We start from the raw sequence: 19,913 nt of genomic DNA on the forward strand, positions 1-19,913 counted from the left end.
CACTCGGCTCTGGAGACGCCGGCCCACTGCCGAGCGCAAGCCGCCCATCGGTGGGGGATATAACAGACACCCCTACGTGAGTCAAGCAACGCGAGTGAGAAGTCTTCTGCGATATCCGAGCCTTGCAGCTTGCCTCAGGCCGGCTGGAGATCACCCAACCGCACCGACACCAACTTGGACACGCCCGGCTGTTCCATCGTCACGCCGAACAGCGAATCGGCAATCGCCATGGTGCGTTTATTGTGCGTGATGACGAGGAACTGCGCGTTCTTCGACATCTCCCGCAGCACACTGGTGAACCGCCCGATATTTTCTTCATCGAGCGGGGCGTCGATTTCGTCGAGCAGACAAAACGGCGTCGGCCGGATCAGGAAACTGGCGAAGAGCAGCGCCATGGCCGTCAAAGTTTTCTCACCGCCGGACAGCATGGTGATGCTCTTCAAGCGCTTTCCCGGAGGCTGGGCGACGATATCCACGCCCGGCTCTTGATTCCCCCCGCCTTCTCCGTTTTCTCCGACCGGCTCATCGACCAGCAACAGCTCCGCGCGCCCGCCGGGAAAAAACTGGCCGAACACTTCGGTGAACTTCTGCTGAAGCTCGGCGAACGTGGTGACGAACATGTCCTTCGTCGTCTTGTTGATCCGCTGAATGATTTCCTTGAGGGAATTGATCGACGCGGCAAGATCCTGCTCTTGAGTCGTCAGGAAAGTGTACCGCTGATCCAGCTCCTGATGCTCGCTGATCGCCGCGAGATTGATCGGCCCCATGCGGTCGAGCCGTTCACGCAACTTGTGCAGTTGCTCCTTCAGTTCCGCGTGCGCTGTCTGCGCCAGCGGATTGACAATAACCTCGACGGCCTCTTCGACACCGGCATCGGCGGCACGCTCAAGACCCGGCGCCGGACCATCCGCGAGCACAACCGGATCCAACTGATAGGTTCCCGATAAGGTGCTCTCGACCGCGCTCAATTGCGTGCGCAGCTCAGCCCGCCGGACTTCGACCGCCATACGCGCGTCCCGCACCGCCGACATGTCGCGACGCACTGTATCCAGGCCGGCCTCTAACGACTGTCCAACCGCCATCTCCTGAGCCTGCTGTTCCTGCGCGGCGATCAACCGCGCTTTGACCGTCGCCGCAGCCCCGCCAAATTCTTGGCACAGCGCTTCTTGACGGCTGCGTTCTTCCTGGCTCTGTTGAATGTCGCGGTCTAAGCCTTCCAGGTGACTCTGCAGCGCCTGCCGGCGCTGTTCGCTTTCGACTTGCTGTTGCCTGATGCGGAGACGATTCGCCTGCTCATGCCCTTGCTTGGCGCGCAAACTTTCGGACAGCAAACGCGCTTCCGTTACCCGTTCTTGAAAGACCCGGCCTTCTTGATCGATGGCCGTCAGCCGCTCCCGCACGCGCCCCAAACTGGCCTCCTGTCCGGCCTTCTCACTGATCCACTGCGCCAGCTGCGCTTGCGTCGAACGCGCCTCCTGCTCAAACCGCTGCCGATCCACGATGCCTTTTTGTATCTCGGCGGCAATACCCGCAAGACGCACGTCGAGATCCGCCACAAATTGTCGGAGATTTTCTTCGTCTTTCCGCAAGGACAAATCCTGCATTTCCGTATCGCGCAACGACTCGGCCAACTGCCGGATCTGCAAGCTCAAACTCTGACCGAGACCCTGCAACTCAAGGCGTCGCTGTTTATCGGACTCGACCGCGGTGGTGAGTTCGCTCCGCTTGGCCTCCAGGCTGACCACCTCGCGCCGGCGTTCCAGCAATCCTTGCCCCGCATGGGCATGGCCGCCGCTGATGACGCCGGACGCATCCATCACTTCACCCGCCAAGGTGACCAAGATCGGGCCCTCGGCCCCGGCCCAGAGCTGCCGCTCCCACAACCGCACCGCATGATCCAACGACTCCACAATCACCACGCGATCGAACAGACAGTCTTTCGCCGCCGTGCGGGCCTCGTCCGCTTGGATCAACTCGACCGCCCGGCCCACCACACCGGCCTGATCGGCCAGCACCTGCCACCAGGCATGTGCACCCGATCCGGCGCGTTCCCAACGCGGCTGCTGCGGAATAAACGTCCCGCGCCCCAGTTCTTTTTCACGAAGAAAACTAATCGCGCGCTGCGCCACGGCCGGCTCATCGACAAACCACCCATGCACACGTTCCCCCAATACCGCTTCGACCGCCCGGTCCATGCCGGGAGGGATCACCAGCCATTCGGCAATTGCATCGCGAACGCCTTCGCAGGATTTGAGCGCCGTGCCTTCATCCTGCCCTTCCCGCCCATATCCCATTTCTTCGCGCACCACGCCTTGCAGCGCCTGCAACCGTGAATCGACGGCCGCCAATTCTTCCGATCGCTGAAGGATGACGCGATCGAGCTCCTGCTGCTCAGCCGTCACATTAGCGGCCTCAGTTTGGACAGTCTCTTGTTGCGCGCGAATCGTGGCGACCATGCGTCCCGCCTCGCCGTACTCCTGCCGCAGCGCTTCGTGGCGCGTCAACGCCGTCGAGCGATGCCCTTCCAGCTCCTCTTGTTCCGCAACCAGCCTGGTCCCCCGCTCGGACACTTCGCCCATTCTGGCAATCAACTGCGAGACAGACTGCTCGGTGTTCGCCACCAGAACCGCCAACTGCATAATGTCGAGACGCCCGCGCTCCTCCTCCGCAACCGCAGAGGCTCGCTGATGCAGGAGGCGCTCCATATCTTCATCGAGCGATGCGAAGGTCTGCTCGCGAGACAGCAACTCCTCTTCCAGCGAAACCAGCGACGCTTCGATGGTTTCCAGCGAGTGCGCCAATTCTTCCTGGGCAGTCGCCATCCCTTCCAACTCATGGGATTCCTGCTGTTGCTGCTGCTCGAATAACTGGCTGCGGTTCCGTTCGACCTCAGACGCCGTCAGCGCCTGTGCCTGCTGATGTTCGATCCGCCCTAATTCCTCACGGATCTGCCCGGTCGACTCGCCGATTTCAATCGCCCGCAAGCGGGACTGCTCCAGATCAGTCGCGAACCGCGCCTGCCCGGCGGCTTTTTCGGATTCTTGCTGATCGAGATTCAGCACCTCCGCTTCAACGTCCTTCAAACCCGCCCGTAGCGCCACGAATTCTCTGGTCAACAGCTCGATCTCGACGGCCCGCGCTTCCTGCTGCAACGTCTGATAGGTCCGCGCCTGCCGCGCCTGCCGCTCCAGTGAGTTCAGCTGTTTTTTCACTTCCGCAATGATGTCACGCACACGCAAAATATTTTGCTGGGTGGCGTCGAGCTTGCGGAGGGCTTCGGCTTTTTGTTTTTTATACCGGATAATCCCGGCCGTCTCTTCGATCAACTCACGCCGGTCTTGAGGAGAGGCGTTGAGGATCTGATCGATCTGCCCCTGCGCGATGACCGTATGGCCCTTACTACCGGCCCGCGTATCCATGAGCAACGTCCGGATATCTTTGAGCCGACACGCCGTCTTGTTGATGAGATATTCGCTATCGCCGTTCCGGTAGAGCCGCCGCGTGATCATGAGTTCCTGGAACTCGGTCAATTCGCTCGGCAACCCCGACCCACCCTCTTGCGGCAAGGCCGTGTGATCGAGCCCACCGATGATGAGCGAGACCTCCGCCATACCGAGCGGCTTGCGCAATTCCGTCCCGTTAAAAATGACGTCTTCCATTTTCTCACTGCGCAAGGTCTTCGTGCTTTGCTCGCCCAACACCCAGAGAATGGCGTCCACCACGTTACTCTTGCCGCTGCCGTTGGGACCGACAATAGCCGTCACTCCTTGCGGGAACTCAATCCGCGATTCGGCAAATGACTTGAACCCCAGCATATCGAGCGATTTCAAATACATCGATTCACCTTTAGTTGAGGAGCCGGATTGGCGAGCGGAGAAATAGCTTGGCCCTTGTAACATAGGGCCAAAAGGAAATCAAAATAAAATACCCCAGGTAGTAGGGGGCCGTTACGCCCCCTACTAGATGTATGGATTTCTCAGGATGAAATGATTATCGTGCAGCGCTCGCAGCGGGCTTACTGGCCGATTCGATCTGAACGAGTTCTTTGGGCAGGAGAAACTCAACATCCTCTTCAATCACGGTCAACTCTTCCACCTCTGAAGGACCGGAGCTCTTGAGGAACGCGACGACTTCCGTCACCAGGACCTCCGGAGCCGATGCACCGGCAGCGATCCCGACCGCCTTGGCTGATTTCAACCAATCAGGGTGAATGTCACTGGCGGAGTCGATCAAATAGGATGGAATCCCGCACTGCTCCCCCAACTCACGCAAGCGGTTGGAGTTCGAACTATTCGGCGATCCAATGACCAGAATCACATCCACCAGGCGAGACAATTCCTTCACCGCATTCTGCCGGTTTTGCGTCGCATAGCAAATGTCTTCCTGGTGCGGGCCCTTGATATTCGGGAACCGCTTATTGAGCGCACCCACGATATCCCGACATTCATCCACACTGAGCGTTGTTTGCGTCACATAGGACAAATTTCGTGTGTTATCAACGTGGAGCTTCTCGACATCTTCGACGGAAGACACCAGGTGGAACTTATCGGGAATCTGCCCCAGCGTCCCGATCACCTCAGGATGCCCCGCATGGCCGATGAGAATCAGCTCATACCCCTGGGTGTATTCCCGGTTCACTTCATTGTGGACCTTGATGACCAGCGGACAGGTGGCATCGATGACGTGCAGCCGGCGCTGATTCGCCTCGGCCCAAACTGACTTCGCCACGCCGTGCGCGCTGAAAATCACCACCGACCCTTCGGGGACTTCGCTGAGCTCTTCCACGAACACCGCGCCCTTTTGCCGTAGCGAATTGACAACATGGCGGCTATGGACGATTTCATGGCGGACATAAATAGGAGCGCCGTACTTCTTGAGCGACAGATCCACGATATCGATCGCTCGATCGACCCCGGCGCAAAATCCCCGCGGATTGGCAAGGTATATCTTCATGGCGATTCATACTCCTTCACTGATAGTTGACGAGACCAGACCGACCCCGGCCGGCTCACCGCACGCGTTTCACCTTACGTCAGATCGTCCAATGTCGTCAACAGAAGAGCCCCATCGGAAGAGCCCCTTCCAATAACGTTGTCACCGTCACGGTCACTGCTGTCGCGCCGGTGCGGGTGGCGAAGGAAATCTGGAAGGTGGCGGTGATGGAGAGGTTGGCGTCGTGAGGACGTTACGAACCAGGCCTTTCATCACCGAGTTGGACTCATTCGTGCTTTACTTGGGCCGCACCATCCTCGTCTGTCTTTTTGAATGCAACGCTAAGAACCAACCCCACCTCTCTCATGCTCTCGTATAGAGCTGGCCGGCTTCCCGGACTTAGCCTTGATTTTCTGCGCTTCCAAGCGAAGACGATCATACTCTTGCTCTAAATACTTATCTTTTGCCTTCCGAGCATGAGCCTTCAATTTTCCCAACCAATTGATCCCTTCTCGATATCGCCTCAAATTTTCAATATAAAGACTTGAGAGTGAGTGCGCGATCTCTGCCTGATTAAGGAGGTCATTCCGTTGCATACTAAGGCGATAGGCACGACACAATAGGGTTTCTTTTCGTTTATTCCCAACAATGTAACAAGCACGTGTCGCGAGGATGCTTGGAAGTTCACCGTACTTTACCTCTAGCCGATTCAGATACCGCAAAAGCTTCTGACTATACGCTTTATTCGCTTTCTTCTTGGATGTTACGCTTGCCGTGACAAGCAGAAGGGCTAAGGTATGGACCTTGCCCCAATCACGATCGCTGATTCCGTCTGGCGTTGCCATCCAATCACTGCTCCGAGCGGATAAAATGGGGCGGGAATCTTTCTTCAGTAGAAATGGAATCCGGGCTCTCTCTATTCCCCCCTGCGTAGCTTCATCTCCTAGTCCTATCCTTCAAGGGACAGAAGGAATTCAACTCGGATGTGTAGTTCCTTGTTCGCCAACCTCGACGGGTCTGAAGCGAAACTAGTTCTGCAAGTACCAGTCGCGACCGCTTACTTGGCCCAACAATCTTAAAAAGTGTGAGCAGTGTGACTCTTTCGTCTACCACTCTCCAACGGCGAGCAACGTATCTGTACCAAACTATTTCCTCCCACCTAGCCACATGGGCCCCAAGGGGAAAGCTAAAAGTCACCCCATTGGCAGTAACGAATGTTTCATGGGCAAACCTGTATAGGAGAAGTAAGCCGAGAATAATTCCTATTGTGGGCATCAAGCAGCCAAGAATAATGAAATCCGCAGCAATTGATTGTTGCTGGACGAACAATGCCCAGATAAATAAACTTAGGATAACTGTCCCTAACAGAAAGAACATCCATCCCAGAAACTGGACGAGGCCTTTCCTGATCGCCTTTTCCATTTACATCCTCAGGATAGAGAGCTCTAGCATCGAAATGGATCTGTGGAATTCGTGGTCAGTTCTTGAGTTTACCCCTTCTCCCTATTGAGTGGCGGGCAGACGCGGTCAAGAGCTGGCCCCCATCTTTCTTCTCACCTCTCCCCTTAATTGCTCTTAGTACCAAGTGCACCCCTTTCCTGGTGCTCGTGCATCAAATTCTTCTGGGTCCTCCCATACCTCATCAATCGAAAGCTTCCAAGGATCATTTGGCTCATTACAGATCAAACTATCGATCTCGTCTCGTACCAGCCTCACAGCTTCCTTTCGAGCCTCCGTCTCATCAGAGGCCTCAACAAATCTTGTAGTGAAGAATCCTCTGCGCTCAAGTTTTTGAGCTCGCACTTTACCGAGGGGACGCTTTTGAAGCTTGATCAGACATCCTTCCCCTTCGAGCATAACAGCATACTTTGGCATTTCAGTCCTCCGCGAAATGGAATCCAAGGTCAGTTCTTGAGTTTGCCCCCTCTTCCTATTGCGTGGCGGGCGGACGGGCGAGGTCAAGAACTAGCCCCTGCCTTCAGCCAATCAGCACTTTTGAGAACGCCAGCTGCTTCATCGACAGTCTTTCGTCACCGAGTTGGGCTCATTCGTGGCTCACTTGGATCGCACCATCTTCGTTTGTCTTGCTGAATGTACAGTCAAGAACCGCCCCCATCTCTTTCTCACCATCTCTCCTAGAGAGTACGTAGCTTGAGTTGCTCTAGAGCAAAAGCCTTGATAGCCTGATCTTCAGAGTTAGCCGCCAGGACAAGAATTGAAGGATTTTTGTCAGCAATCCGCGCCGCTGCGGCAACGGCAAAAATCCGGCCCACGGCTGATCCTCCATTAAGAGTTTTTGCTATTTCATCCGCTGCGCTTTGAGATTCTTCAATACGGAGCAGCCAAGCTGTTCGTTCGCCCAACTCCTTGTCGTTCTGAGCGAGAAGGCTTTCAATTAATTGTTCTTGGGTCATCCTTGATATACTTCCAAGAGCTTTCCATCTCACTGCTTCATCATCATCTCTCAGTAGACCTACTACTGAAGAAAGTGCTTGAGCATGTCCAGCTCCTGCACATACCAGCACAGCGTCTATGCTGAAAAATCTAACGTACCGTAACGGATGTCGAAGCAAGGGCGAGAGGGAATCCAGGATAGGCAAAGCATCCAACCCAAGTTCAGAGGCGAGCCATGCTCCAGCTTTTAGGGCATGATCGCTCTTACTGCTCAGCACTCGTCTAAGATTGGCTACGGGGTAGCCAGCATGGAACGCGGCTAACAGATCATAAGGGGGGGCATCTCCCTTACCTGACAAAACTTTGTCAATCAATTCATCACCTAAATGATTCATCATGACCCTCCGAGTGCTTTATTTATCTGCCTCAAGAAGCGTTCCTCTTCACGAATGCGATTGCGATGCGGACCATCTTCACCTAAATGAGTCTGCTCGAGCTTCCTAGTTTCAATACTTTTCTTTAGGTCATTTTGAAGATCTTTAAGATCGTCACGCGTTGCTTTCGGCGGCACATGGTTTGGGGTTTGCCCATGCACCTTCCCGGATGTATCCAGTTTTGGCAGTTTCGCATTACGGGCTTTATTCGCGAGATTTCTAGCTGCGTTGAAAGCATTCTTCCCCGCATTGAAACCACCCGTCAAGCAACCCTTGGCCGCTTGTATTCAATCAATATTGATTCCGCCCCCGTCCACTTTTCGTTGAGCTAGGCCGATGAGCAGATCTTGGCCCACACTCTGCGCCGCGCCACGGAGGCAGGCGATCCCGGCAGCGGCAATGATGGACGCAATTTCTCCGGTCGGATCCGTAAGGTTCGTCGGATTGTTGAAGACCTACCCATACAAGTTCATGTCACCCGTACCAAACTCCAGCGGATCTTCACTCAAGAACCGGCTACGTGTGGGGCTGTAGTACCGCGCTCGATAGTAGTAGAGGTCGGTGTCGTCGTTTTCCCGTCCGGTGAATTGGAACAGATTCCCACTTGTCGCGCCAAACGGTCCATACGTGTAGCGCGTCGTGACCGAGCCGAGATTGTCGGTGCGGCGAGACCTCTTGAGTGACGCGATCGAGCAAACCCAGCTCTCCCGACCGCTTCACAAGCAGTCGCGAATCCGGCGGGATGCCTGACTCTCTTCAGCTTGACAGCGCCTCCCCTGCCCCGTAGGCTGAGGCCGCGATTATGAGCAGCTCATCCGCCAAGAAAATCCTCATCGTCGAAGATGAGAAAGACATTCTTCAGCTCGTCAAACTCTATCTGGAGAAAGAAGGCTACCGGACCGTCACGGCCTCGACGGGGTCGGAAGGGCTGGCTCAGGTGCGCAGTGAAAAGCCCGACCTGCTCGTGCTCGACCTGATGCTCCCTGAAATCGACGGGCTCGAGGTCTGCAAACGCCTTCGCTCGGCCCCCGACACCGCCATGCTCCCGATCATTATGCTCACGGCCAAGGCTGAAGAGTCGGACACCATCATCGGCTTGGAGTTAGGCGCCGACGACTATGTGACCAAGCCGTTCAGCCCGAAAACACTGGTCGCGCGAATCAAAGCGCTGTTCCGCCGGCTTGAACGCAAACCGGAAGACGGCCCGACCCGTTTTCTCTACGGCACCCTCGCCCTGGATCTTACCCGCCACGAAGTCACGGTGAAGGGGAAAGAAGTTCCGCTTACGGCGAAAGAATTCGGTCTCTTAGAACATCTGCTCCGCCATCCCGGACGCGTGCTGACGCGCGACGTGCTGCTCAATGCCGTCTGGGGGTACGAGTATTACGGAACGACCCGGACCGTCGACGTCCACATCCGGCGGCTCAAACAAAAGCTTCCGCTGCTGGATGACGCCATTCTTTCCGTGAAGTCGCTCGGTTATAAGCTCAAAGAAGCGGATGGATCGGGATGAGGCTCTCGATCCGCTGGAAGGTGACTCTCGGCAGTCTCCTCGCCGTCACCTGCGGGCTCGCCGTCGCCGGGCTGCTGGCGATGCAATCGCTCGAGCAACAAGAAATCGCGCAACTGAACGACGTGCTGGAGGCCAGGACCAACCTGGTGGAATACAGCCTCCGGCCGGCGTTCGCCGCGCCGCCCTCCCCGGAACAACACACCGCTCTCAGAGACATCGTCCGCCAGTTGGGCACCAGAGCGCTGGCTCGGGTGACCATCGTCACGACCGACGGCACCGTCATCGCAGACAGCGCCGTGGACGATGCCGGGCTTTCCGCCGTGGAGAATCATCTCACACGACCGGAAATCCAGCAGGCGCTGGCAACGGGGGAAGGCCGGGACATTCGTGCCAGCCACACCACCGGCAGCCGCACCATGTATCGTGCGATCCGAACGGAGCTGCGCTACGCTGACGCTCCGCTGGTTCTCCGCCTCGGCCTTCCGATGACGCTGCTGGAGCGGGAGACTGCCCAACTTCAGCGCCACCTGGCCATTGCCCTCGGAGTCGCCTTTCTGATGGCCCTCCTGCTCAGCCTCTGGATGGCCCGCAGCATTACGAAGCCGCTCTCCGACATCGCCGGCGTGGCGCGTCGGCTTTCGGCCGGCGATGCGACGATTCGCATCCAGACCCACTCCCAAGACGAAGTCGGGCTATTGGGCGAAACGTTGAATCACATGACCGATCAGCTCCGCACCAAGATCGACGAACTCTCGGAAGACCGCGCTCAGCTGCTCGCCATGTTGACCTCTATGGTCGAAGGCGTCATGGTCTTGGACTGCCGCGGGCGCATTCTCCAGATCAATCCGGCGCTCGAACGAATGTTCGACGTCCGCCGTGCCGATATTCGCGGGCACATCAGTACGGAGGTGCTGGCCCATCCGGAATTAAACAGCCTCATCACGACGATCCTTGCCAATCGGGCCGGTCAGGAAGCTGAAATTACCCTCACGCCGGGCGGGCGCTGCCTCCATATCGAAGCCTCGGTGGCGGGCTGCGAACGCGAAAGCGAAGCCTGCGCCGTGCTGGTCTTTCACGACATTACCGAACTGCGCCGTCTAGAGAAAATCCGCAAAGATTTCGTCGCCAATGTCTCGCATGAACTGCGCACGCCACTGACGTCGATTAAAGGCTATGTCGAGGCGCTCTTGGATGGAGGGAAAGACGATCCGGACACGGCCGTCAGTTTTCTCACGATCATTCTGAAACAGAGCGACCGGCTCAACCTGATCCTGGAGGATCTGCTGGAGCTATCCAAAATCGAGTCGGGGCGAGTCTCATTCAAAGAAGATCCGCTGGATCTCCGCAGCTTGATCGAACGGACGCTTTCGATGATCAAACCCCTGGCCGATAAAAAGGGGCACCAGCTCGTCTCCCGCATCGACGACCGGCTCCCACCGATTGCCGGGGATGAAGGCCGGCTCGCGCAAGTCCTGACCAACCTCCTCGACAACGCCGTGAAGTACACGCCGGAGAAAGGCACGATTACCGTCACGGCCAGACACGTGCCCGACCAGACGATTGAACTCACCGTGAGCGATACAGGCCTTGGGATACCCGAGCAGGATCGCCCGCGGGTCTTCGAACGCTTCTATCGGGTCGACAAAGCCCGCTCACGCGAAATGGGAGGAACCGGGCTCGGTCTCGCCATCGTGAAACATATTGTGGAAGGGCATGGAGGACAGGTCTGGGTCGACACTCATACACTGCAGGGAAGCCGCTTCGTGGTCCGTCTGCCGCTCACTCGCCAGACGCGACTCTCCGCTCACACGAAAGACGACAAAATCGCATAGACAAGCGCGCCAAGAATTCCGGCCCCCGGCATGGTAAAGATCCAGGCGGAGAGGATCTTGGTCGTGACGCCCCAGCGCACCGCCGAGAGGCGCTTGGTCGCGCCAACCCCGAGAATCGACGACGTAATCGTATGGGTCGTGCTCACCGGCAGACCGAAGTGCGCCGCAAACAACAGCACGCTCGCCGCGCCGGTTTCTGCGGCGAAACCATGCACGGGCTCCAGCTTCACAATGTGCATCCCGAGCGTGCGCATGATCCGCCGGCCTCCGATCATCGTGCCCGCGCCCATCGCCAGCGCGCAGGACACCACGACCCATGTCGGCACATCGGACGACGTCTGCTGGCCGGATGCCACCAGCGCCAGCGTGATAATCCCCATCGCCTTTTGCGCGTCGTTGGCGCCATGGCTGAACGCCATAAAACTCGCCGACAGCAACTGCAACCGGCTGAAGACTTTCTGCGCCACGCCCCGCGGCACCTTGAAGAACGACCAGCTGACCGCCACCATAATCAACAGTCCCATCAAGAACCCGAACAGCGGAGAGAAAATCATCGCCTCGAGCACCGCCCGCAGCCCTTTGAACTGCACCACGGACCAGCCTCCGTGCGCCGCGGCCGATCCGACCAGCGCGCCGATCAACGCATGCGACGAACTCGTCGGCAAGCCCAGGATCAGGGTGACGAGATTCCACAGAATCGCGCCGGCCAGCGCCGCCGCCACCACCACGCTGGTGATGGCCTCGGGAAAGACGATTCCACCGCCGATCATCTTCGCCACGGCCGTGGAGAAAAACGCGCCGGCCACATTCAGCACGCCAGCCCACATCACGGCCGCCAAGGGGCTCATCACCCGGGTCGACACCACCGTCGCCACCGCGTTCGCGCAATCGTGCCACCCGTTCGAAAAATCGAACAGCAGCGCCAGCACAACGGTCACTAAGAGCATTCCGGTTAAATCAGGCATGATCCTTCAGGGAACGATTGGAAACGCGCGCGTCAGTTATGTTTCAAGACGATCCGCTCAAGAATATTGGCCACGTCCTCGCACCGATCGGTCCCCGCCTCGAACGTCTCGTAAATTTCTTTCCACTTAATGACGGCGATCGGATCGGTCTCTTTTTCAAACAGGCCGGAAATCGCGTCGCGCGACACGCGATCGGCTTCATTCTCCAGGCTGTTCACTTTCACACTGCATTCGTTGATCTGCGCATGCGACATCCCCACACGATCGACCGCTTGGCCGACCGCCACCGACGCCTGATAGAGAATGTCGGCCAGGCGAATCGCCGCCTCAGTCGGCTTGGTAATTTTATAGATGACGAACCGGTCGGCCACGGCTTCCACGGCATCGAGAATATCGTCCAGGGCGCTCGCCAGGTCGTGAATGTCTTCACGATCGATGGGCGTAATGAAGGTCTGATTGAGCTTGGTTGCGATGTCGTGCGTGATGCCATCGCCGATATGCTCGACATCTTTAATGTGCTTGGCCTGCGCCGCAAGATCGCCGAATTGGTCCATCATGTTCTTCAGCAGGCGGCTGCCCTCGATCATATTGTGAGCAGCCTTTTTGAACATGTCGAAAAAGGCGTCTTCTTTTGGCATGAGACTAAACATCGCAGTCCGCGCTCCTGAATGGTGAATGGCTGTCCGCTGCTCTGTCCGCGAGCGACGCGACACCCGCATGACCGACCGGCGCCGTTTTCCCGGCTACCACCGCAGTAATCCTGTCGCCCAGGTCAAACCTCCCCCGAAGCTTCCCAGCAGCACTATATCATCCGCGCGAATTTCCCCGGACCGGACCGCCGCATCGAGCGCAATCGGCACGGAAGCCGACGAGGTATTCCCGTAGCGATCGATCACTGACGTCAGACAGTCGGCCGGAATGCCTAGCCGGTCCGCCACATTCGAGAGAATCCGGCCGTTGGCCTGATGGAGCACGACCTGACTGAGCTCCTCGATCCGCACGCCGAATTCTTTCAACGTGCCCTGCACCGCCTGCTCGACCCGCCTCACGGCAATGCGAAAGAGCGACGCGCCCCGCATCCGCAACGCATGATCGTGCCGCGCCACGGTCTCCGCCGACGCCGGGACCCGCGATCCCCCGGCGGGCACGCGGATCAGATCATGTTTCGCCCCATCGGAATAGAGCCGAATCCCGAGCACTCCGCGCGGGGTCGTACGCAGATCTTCCTCACCCCGCACCACGACGGCCCCGGCCCCATCGCCGAAGAGGACCGCCGTCGCCGCATCGGTGGGATCCAAAAATCTCGACTTCACTTCAGCCGCCACGACCAGGCAGGTGGTCGCCTGCCCGCTCAGGATCATGGCATTGGCCATCGACAACCCGTAGAGGAACCCCGAACAAGACGCCGACACATCGAATGCGGCCACTCCGCGACAACCTAAGCCTCGCTGCACAAAGCAGGCGGTCGAGGGGAACGCCATATCCGGCGAGGTGGTCGACAGGATAATCGCATCTATCTCACCCGCTGAGCACCCGGCGGCCTGAAGCGCGTGCCGGCTCGCCTCCATCGCCAAATCAGAAGACGCTTGGCCCTCAGCCGCCCACCGCCGCTCGCGGATGCCGGTCAGTCGCTCGATCGTGGCCGAGGATAGTCCAAGCGGCTCCCCGGCTTCATGATTCGTAACGATTCGCTCGGGAAGATAACTCCCGGTTCCGATGACACGCATTCGTTTCATGGCAATCGATACATCTCAGCCAGGCGACCTGTCCGTATTAGCTCCATTTGATGCGCGGCGGATTATAGGGGGCAGCGGAGAGCCGGTCAACCAATCAGGCTTGTCATTGCTTTTAGGCCTGGTTCTTGTTATCAATTTAACTATCTATGAAGGGAATCGACCAGTTGCCACGCCTACTGAAGCACCTTCTGCATCATCGGGCTCCTGTCCTGACAAGCAGTCTGCTGCTCATCGTTCTGTTCGCCGTCGGGTGCTCAAGCACACCCAAGGATACAACTGTGGCAGGGAACAAGGCTGTCGGGGGCACCGATGAGCAGATTTTCCTCGGCGACACTATCGAGAAGAACTACGACCCGAATGTCATTATGAAGCGGGGCGAGGCCTTTTTCGAAAAAGAAGAATACGCCGAAGCCCTCGTTGAATATAACCACTTCCTCGATCTTCATAAGAACCACGTGCTCGCGCCCTATGCGGCCTTCCGAATCGGCGAGGCCCACTTTAAAATGGCCAAATCGATCGATCGGGATCCCGAACCGATGACCAAAGCCATCGCGGCGCTCGAACGCATGCGCAAGGACTTTCCTGGCAGCCGCTATGATGCTCAAGCCCAACAAAAGATCCAGGAATGCCACGAGTGGCTCGCGCAGATGCACCTCTTCGTCGGACAGTTCTACTATCGCCGCGAGTCCTACCTGGCGGCCGCGCATCGGTTCGAACAGATCATCAAGATCTATCCGGATAAACCCGTGGCCCCTGACGCGCTCTATTTCCTGGCCATGAGTTATCATCAATTGGGCGCGGACGATTGGGCCACTGACAACTTGACCTTGTTGGCAGAGAAATATCCGACCAGCAAAGTGGCCGCCGACGGAAGGGCATTGTTGGCCACACTCGGCGCCAAGAAATCAGACACGCTGATCGCCAAAGACTCAAGCGCCACGCCTTTTTCGGATACGCGTTCCTATACCCCTTCCAGCAACAGCCCCGATCTTTCCACCATCCCCAATGCAGCCTCCTCATTCAGCGCGAATGCGCTGGGCCAATCCTTCACCGCCTGCCGCCTCGGCGCCTGGTGCTGATCTACAGCGACCCGACAAACATCTTCATGTTTAGTAATCGCTAGCGGTTCTTGGCGGATCGAACGACGAGAACAGCGAAGGCAATTGCGGGATGTTTAAAGCAATCTGTCGGCTAGGCCGCAGGTGAGGACAGGACCGAGGCGTACCCTCTGGGGTACGTTAATGGACTGAATGAGCCGAGAGCGACGCTGGAAGTCGTTTTCACCGTGCCGCTATTGATTGAGGTACCAGCCGATGCCGTACCGCTCAAGAAAGCTGGTGATCATCGTGAGTGAATTGGCGTAGATCATGACGCCCACGACAATGAGCAGCACGCCGCTCACCGTTGAGACACCCCAGAGATAGGCCCGCACCTCTTTAAAATACGCCAGGAACCGATCAACTCCCAGCGCCGTGAGAAACAGCGGCAAACCCAATCCCAGCGAATAGCAGGCCAATAAGACCACCCCGTTCCACAGCGAATCGGTCGTGCTGGCGTACAGGAGAATCGTGCCCAACACCGGGCCAACGCAGGGGGTCCATCCGGCGGCAAACGCGACGCCGATGAAGAACGACCCTAAATACCCGGCCGGACGATTGCGGAACTGATACCGGTGTTCCACCTTCAAGAAGTTGAGATTCAGAATGCCAAGCAGGTAGAGGCCGAACACGATGATCATCACGCCGCCGATGCGGCGGATGTGATCCTGGTAGGTGATCAGGATTTGTCCGAGAAAGCTGGCAGAGGCGCCGAACGCGATGAACACCGTCGAAAATCCGCCGATGAACAAGAGCGCATTGAGAATGATGGCCGATTTGAACTTGTTCCGTTCGCTGGCATCCGTCAGTTGTTCGATCGAGAGCCCGGTGATGTAGGAAATATACGACGGCACCAGCGGCAACACGCACGGCGACACGAAGGACAACAGGCCGGCTGTAAATGCGGCGAGCAGCGAAATCTGTGGAATGGATTGCATCATCGTCAGGATTTCATGAGGGCCTGAATCAATGCGCGCGCATCAGGACCTCCCCAATCACGGGCGCCCGGCACCTTCTGCCGGACAATGCCGTTTCGATCAACCATGAATGTCATGGGCAGGCTTCGGGCCCCATACATCAGCCCGATACGGTACTCGGCATCGTGCAGGATCGGAAAGGTGAACCCCATCTCCTGTTGAAAAGGCCGGGTCACCGCCGCGCCCTGCGGATCGGTGGAAACCGCCAAAATCTCAAAGTCTTTTCGCGAGTAACTCCGGTACAGCTGCTCCATCGCCGGCATCTCGATGCGGCAGGGGCCGCACCAGGTCGCCCAGAAATTCACCAGCACCACTTTCCCCCGCAGCTGGGCAAGCGACACGACGTTTCCATTCAGATCGCGCAACTGAAAATTCGGCGCTTCATCGCCTACCTTGACGACCCCGCGATCAGCCATCGGCAGGGCCAGCGGCAAAGAACGCGGGCCGGCCTCACCACGAGTCCAAGCCAAGACTCCGGCAGCCGCACTTAGCAGACCAAGACCACTCAGCAACACCGCGACCACTAACTGCTTCATAATGCCCCTTCAGAACTTCCTGGCTTCATCGTACCACGGTCCTGAGGGAATGCGGGTTGGGGGGTGACATTCAGTAAGGTTGCGAGCGTCTTGAGATTGTCGATCCTCGTCCAGTCCTTCGGGCCGATGATGATCTCTCGTACAATGCCCTGCTGATCGATGATGAAGGTCTCAGGCACTCCCAGCCGTTTATAGGGCTTGTCCGTGATGCCCCACGAATCGATGAGGACCGGGAAGGTCAGATTCAGGCTTTTGACGAACGGAGGAATATCTTTCGTGGTCGTCACTCGATCGATGCTCACGGCAAGTACGACCAATCCGTCTTTCTCAAAGGTCTTATTGAGGACCTCCATCGAAGGCATTTCATCCCGACAGGGAGCGCACCAGGTCGCCCAAAAATTCAAAAACACCACTTTCCCGCGAAAGTCGGAGAGCCGGTGGGGCTTGTCGTTCAGATCGGTCAGAGAGAAATCCGGCGCAGACTTGCCGACCACCAGCGGCTCGTACTTCGAACTCTGCAACCAGACAATCGCAAACGTCACCACGAGCACGATTGCGCCGGCAGCCAGGATAAACAGCCGCGAGCCGCCCTTCGGCCGCTCTTGATTGGTGGGTTGAGAAGACGTGACCTGATCAGCCAAGACGAATCCTCCATCGAGTAAAGTCTTGCAGGATGATCAAAATGGCCTGTCAACGAGGCCGCAGGGAGTACGGGCCCCGAGGCGTACTGAGAGGTACGTCGAGGGGAACGGACGACCGAGAACGAAGTTGGCAGCCATTTTCAGCATCCTGCGCTAGGCGTACGCGTGTAAGCCGGACAACAAGAAATTCACGCCCCAAAAACAGAAAATGACCATCAAGAATCCGAACACCGCATAGACCGCCGCCTTGTGCCCTTCCCAGCCGCGAGTCATTCGGGCATGAATGTAGGCACCGTAAATCAGCCAGACGATCAGCGACCAGGTTTCTTTGGGGTCCCAGCTCCAATAGCCGCCCCACGCATAATTCGCCCACATCGCTCCGAGAATAATCCCGAAGGCCAGCATGGGAAACCCGACGGTGATGGCTTTGTACCCTAACTCATCGATGGTTTCGAGATCGGGAAATGCGGCATAGAAACCGGTTGTTTTCCCAAGACGCTCCGCCCGCTCTTTGAACAGATACATCACGCCCAGGCCCCCCGCCGTCGCAAATGCGGCATAGCTAGTTAGGGTCACGGACACATGAATGTAAATCCAATAGCTGTTGAGCGCCGGGACCAGCGGCTCCGCCGTCTGATACCGATAGGGCAGGAGCGAGGCCGCGCCCATGGCAATGAAGCCAATGCCAACGACGAAGGCCCCGATTGCCTTGATCTTGTAGCGCATCTCCAGGAGCACGTAACCGAGAATAATCGCCCAAGAGACATACGCCATCGCCTCGAATTGATTCGACCAGGGCGCGAAGGTCCCGGAATGTTCCATCCGCTCGAATGCCCGGGTGAAGAGTGCGCCGGTGTTTAACATCCACCCGAAAATCGTCACGAGCGTTGCGACTTGCCCGAGCTGCGTCGCCCACACGCCGTCGCGCTCATCGAAATTGTCGGGGGCATGGCCCGCCGGAGCGAGCGCCATCGACGGGCGCCGTGCGAACAAATACCCGATGTACAGCACCAAGGCGGCCAGATACAGCCAGAAGGTCATATCGAACAGGAACAAGGATTTCATCATCACATCCTCCGTCTATCGGCTGCGCAGCGTCCTACGCTACGGCATCTTACCCAAGGACGAGGCCGGTCGCTACCGGCTCAGGCCTGAAAGGTCCGGATCTTTTCTGTCAACTTACGAAACTCTTTTTGAAAATCGATCTGGCTTTTATGAGTCGTCCCGCCGAGATGAACCGTCACCCCCGTCTGGCTCGGCACAATCTTAGCCCAGAGACGGCGATGGAAGATGAACGACGAAAGCGTGATGCCGACGACGATCATCGTACAGCCAGTCCACACGATATTGATCCCGGGATTTTTGGCAATCTGAAGCCCGGTGAACTTTCGCGGCTTGTATCCAACCAGCTCGAATTGATACTTGGAATCCTTGATATTAAAGAGATCGGGGAATTGCTGAAAGATCCACGGGGTGGCTTGAACCGAATCCCGTTCACTAATCACCAGCTTCACGGCAGGATTGGCATGCTCAATGGTTTTCGAATAGACCTTCTTCTCTGTGGAGTTGAAGGCAAAATCCGCGACAAAGTCCGTGATCGATAATTTCACATTGAGATCCGGCAGCGACTGTTCCTTCTGCCATTCGAGATCGACCGTCTTCACCACCTTGTCGGTCTCTTTATCCTTAATGTTGACCCGCGCGACTTCGACCTGGTCCCACGCGTCGCCATAGCTGGATTGATAAAACCAGATTCCCTTATAGACCAGCGGATCATTCACCGAGATCGTCTTGGTGACGACCGACTGTCCGCCGTCCACTACCGTCAAGGTGCTATTGTACGACTTGACCGACCCGTTCTCGTGATAGTCGATCCAGAATTTATCGACCTTCAAGTCGAAGTTGCCGCGAGGGATATGATACGTCTGGCCTTCGAGACAGACACCGAACTCCTGAAACCCATAATAAGTCCCAAGCAACCCGCCGAAGATAATGACCGTCGCACTCAAATGGGCCATGTGGGCGCCGACACGTCCCATCACCCCTTTAGTGGCGTAAACGGTGACTTCTCCCGGCTCATTCTTCGCCAGTACGCGGTATCCCTTTGTCACGAAGTAATGCACTAATTGCTGGGCCACCGCCTCTTTCGTGTTATCGAGGGGAATTTCAGCCTGCTGCTTGAGGTTCTTGATGAACGCCATCGTGACGCCCACCTTGTCCTGCTTCATGGAGCGCCAGACGGAGGGAAACCGCTTGTAGAAGCAGGTCAGCGAATTGACACAGAGCAGGCCGAGAAGACTGGTAAACCACCAGGTGTGATAGACATCGGTAAACCCCAGGCGAAGGAACCACCGGTAGGCGCTCTCCCCGTACTCCTGAACATAGACCTCGGCCCGTTCACCCTGCTGGATGACCGTCCCAATCGTCGCGGTAATCGCGATAAATAAAAACAGGAAGATCGCGAGTTTGACGGATGCAAAGAACTCGACGAGTTCACGCGAGAACTCATCCCAGCCGAGACCGGGAGTCGACGGACGGATTGAAGGCTCTTTGGGGAGGACGTCAGGTTGGCTATTCATGCGGCTCTATATTCGTCTTCGGCCAGGACAAGACTGATTCGTACGGAGAATGTTGGACGATCTCCCAACCAATCTACTGCCGATGTCCTCGGCATCTCCGCCTGATCTACGTCGCGGCCGAAGTATTGGATTGCCAGAAGCACTTCTAAGTGCGCGAAAATTTTGTCATCTTACAAGTGGATTTTGCCGAGTGTCAAGCAACGTGAACCCTCCCAGAGATGGCAGACCCGGACTCTCGAATAAATAGACAAAAGCACCTTAGTCCGCTAAGATTCGG

Annotated in this window: 16 protein-coding genes; 3 read left to right on the plus strand and 13 right to left on the minus strand. The window is 57.1% G+C overall.

Annotated elements, in window-relative coordinates; all coding sequences use genetic code 11:
* Window positions 1-134: 134 nt before the first annotated feature.
* The 5 genes from smc to NITLEN_RS18640 form a co-directional block, all read right to left on the minus strand.
* Window positions 135-3,836: a chromosome segregation protein SMC gene (gene smc, locus NITLEN_RS02730; RefSeq protein WP_181416595.1), complete on the minus strand. Its 3,702-nt coding sequence runs from the start codon at window positions 3,834-3,836 to the stop codon at window positions 135-137.
* A gap of 154 nt (window positions 3,837-3,990) precedes the next feature.
* Entirely contained in the window at window positions 3,991-4,953 is a 963-nt protein-coding gene (gene ispH / locus NITLEN_RS02735; protein WP_121988035.1) for a 4-hydroxy-3-methylbut-2-enyl diphosphate reductase, read from the minus strand.
* Window positions 4,954-7,067: 2,114 nt separating this feature from the next.
* Window positions 7,068-7,724: a HEAT repeat domain-containing protein gene (locus NITLEN_RS17810; RefSeq protein ID WP_146216070.1), complete on the minus strand. Its 657-nt coding sequence runs from the start codon at window positions 7,722-7,724 to the stop codon at window positions 7,068-7,070.
* Complete coding sequence (locus NITLEN_RS17815) at window positions 7,721-8,026, minus strand: hypothetical protein (RefSeq protein WP_146216071.1); 306 nt, start codon at window positions 8,024-8,026, stop codon at window positions 7,721-7,723. Before NITLEN_RS17815 ends, NITLEN_RS17810 begins: the two co-directional genes overlap by 4 nt.
* A gap of 189 nt (window positions 8,027-8,215) precedes the next feature.
* Entirely contained in the window at window positions 8,216-8,449 is a 234-nt protein-coding gene (locus tag NITLEN_RS18640) for an RHS repeat-associated core domain-containing protein (protein WP_121988545.1), read from the minus strand.
* Window positions 8,450-8,562: 113 nt separating this feature from the next.
* On the opposite strand from NITLEN_RS18640, the gene NITLEN_RS02765 reads away from it, so the two are divergent.
* Entirely contained in the window at window positions 8,563-9,273 is a 711-nt protein-coding gene (locus NITLEN_RS02765; protein ID WP_121988040.1) for a response regulator, read from the plus strand.
* Window positions 9,270-11,105: a two-component system histidine kinase PnpS gene (gene pnpS, locus NITLEN_RS02770; protein ID WP_121988041.1), complete on the plus strand. Its 1,836-nt coding sequence runs from the start codon at window positions 9,270-9,272 to the stop codon at window positions 11,103-11,105. Before NITLEN_RS02765 ends, pnpS begins: the two co-directional genes overlap by 4 nt.
* Here pnpS and NITLEN_RS02775 read toward each other — a convergent pair.
* The 3 genes from NITLEN_RS02775 to NITLEN_RS02785 form a co-directional block, all read right to left on the minus strand.
* Window positions 11,078-12,070 carry an inorganic phosphate transporter gene (locus tag NITLEN_RS02775; protein WP_121988042.1) on the minus strand — a complete coding sequence of 331 codons (993 nt, stop codon included), beginning with the start codon at window positions 12,068-12,070 and terminating at the stop codon, window positions 11,078-11,080. The two genes, pnpS and NITLEN_RS02775, sit on opposite strands and share 28 nt — an antisense overlap.
* 32 nt (window positions 12,071-12,102) lie before the next feature.
* Entirely contained in the window at window positions 12,103-12,720 is a 618-nt protein-coding gene (locus NITLEN_RS02780; protein WP_121988043.1) for a DUF47 domain-containing protein, read from the minus strand.
* Between the two features lie 93 nt (window positions 12,721-12,813).
* Entirely contained in the window at window positions 12,814-13,806 is a 993-nt protein-coding gene (locus NITLEN_RS02785; protein ID WP_121988044.1) for a 3-oxoacyl-ACP synthase III family protein, read from the minus strand.
* Between the two features lie 278 nt (window positions 13,807-14,084).
* Here NITLEN_RS02785 and NITLEN_RS02790 point away from each other — a divergent pair, with 278 nt between their 5' ends.
* Window positions 14,085-14,885: an outer membrane protein assembly factor BamD gene (locus tag NITLEN_RS02790; RefSeq protein WP_181416596.1), complete on the plus strand. Its 801-nt coding sequence runs from the start codon at window positions 14,085-14,087 to the stop codon at window positions 14,883-14,885.
* 212 nt (window positions 14,886-15,097) lie between these two features.
* Here NITLEN_RS02790 and NITLEN_RS02795 read toward each other — a convergent pair whose 3' ends face one another.
* The 5 genes from NITLEN_RS02795 to resB form a co-directional block, all read right to left on the minus strand.
* Window positions 15,098-15,844: a cytochrome c biogenesis CcdA family protein gene (locus NITLEN_RS02795; protein WP_121988046.1), complete on the minus strand. Its 747-nt coding sequence runs from the start codon at window positions 15,842-15,844 to the stop codon at window positions 15,098-15,100.
* Window positions 15,845-15,846: 2 nt separating this feature from the next.
* Window positions 15,847-16,416: a peroxiredoxin family protein gene (locus tag NITLEN_RS02800; protein WP_121988047.1), complete on the minus strand. Its 570-nt coding sequence runs from the start codon at window positions 16,414-16,416 to the stop codon at window positions 15,847-15,849.
* Window positions 16,413-17,057: a TlpA disulfide reductase family protein gene (locus NITLEN_RS02805; RefSeq protein ID WP_121988048.1), complete on the minus strand. Its 645-nt coding sequence runs from the start codon at window positions 17,055-17,057 to the stop codon at window positions 16,413-16,415. The genes NITLEN_RS02800 and NITLEN_RS02805 overlap by 4 nt, the downstream gene beginning before the upstream one ends.
* 153 nt (window positions 17,058-17,210) lie before the next feature.
* Window positions 17,211-18,125 carry a c-type cytochrome biogenesis protein CcsB gene (gene ccsB / locus NITLEN_RS02810; RefSeq protein WP_121988049.1) on the minus strand — a complete coding sequence of 305 codons (915 nt, stop codon included), beginning with the start codon at window positions 18,123-18,125 and terminating at the stop codon, window positions 17,211-17,213.
* A gap of 77 nt (window positions 18,126-18,202) precedes the next feature.
* On the minus strand, window positions 18,203-19,636 hold the full coding sequence (gene resB / locus NITLEN_RS02815; RefSeq protein WP_121988050.1) for a cytochrome c biogenesis protein ResB: 1,434 nt from the start codon (window positions 19,634-19,636) through the stop codon (window positions 18,203-18,205).
* Window positions 19,637-19,913: the final 277 nt, after the last annotated feature.

It is taken from the genome of Nitrospira lenta, from assembly GCF_900403705.1.
GTDB classification, from domain to species: Bacteria; Nitrospirota; Nitrospiria; order Nitrospirales; family Nitrospiraceae; genus Nitrospira_D; species Nitrospira_D lenta.

Bases quoted from the DNA above. Each gene is read 5' to 3' on its own strand.
- smc (WP_181416595.1), bottom strand. From the start codon at position 3,836: ATGTATTTGAAATCGCTCGATATGCTGGGGTTCAAGTCATTTGCCGAA.
- ispH (WP_121988035.1), bottom strand. From the start codon at position 4,953: ATGAAGATATACCTTGCCAATCCGCGGGGATTTTGCGCCGGGGTCGAT.
- NITLEN_RS17810 (WP_146216070.1), bottom strand. From the start codon at position 7,724: ATGATGAATCATTTAGGTGATGAATTGATTGACAAAGTTTTGTCAGGT.
- NITLEN_RS02765 (WP_121988040.1), top strand. From the start codon at position 8,563: ATGAGCAGCTCATCCGCCAAGAAAATCCTCATCGTCGAAGATGAGAAA.
- pnpS (WP_121988041.1), top strand. From the start codon at position 9,270: ATGAGGCTCTCGATCCGCTGGAAGGTGACTCTCGGCAGTCTCCTCGCC.
- NITLEN_RS02775 (WP_121988042.1), bottom strand. From the start codon at position 12,070: ATGCCTGATTTAACCGGAATGCTCTTAGTGACCGTTGTGCTGGCGCTG.
- NITLEN_RS02780 (WP_121988043.1), bottom strand. From the start codon at position 12,720: ATGTTTAGTCTCATGCCAAAAGAAGACGCCTTTTTCGACATGTTCAAA.
- NITLEN_RS02785 (WP_121988044.1), bottom strand. From the start codon at position 13,806: ATGAAACGAATGCGTGTCATCGGAACCGGGAGTTATCTTCCCGAGCGA.
- NITLEN_RS02795 (WP_121988046.1), bottom strand. From the start codon at position 15,844: ATGATGCAATCCATTCCACAGATTTCGCTGCTCGCCGCATTTACAGCC.
- NITLEN_RS02800 (WP_121988047.1), bottom strand. From the start codon at position 16,416: ATGAAGCAGTTAGTGGTCGCGGTGTTGCTGAGTGGTCTTGGTCTGCTA.
- ccsB (WP_121988049.1), bottom strand. From the start codon at position 18,125: ATGATGAAATCCTTGTTCCTGTTCGATATGACCTTCTGGCTGTATCTG.
- resB (WP_121988050.1), bottom strand. From the start codon at position 19,636: ATGAATAGCCAACCTGACGTCCTCCCCAAAGAGCCTTCAATCCGTCCG.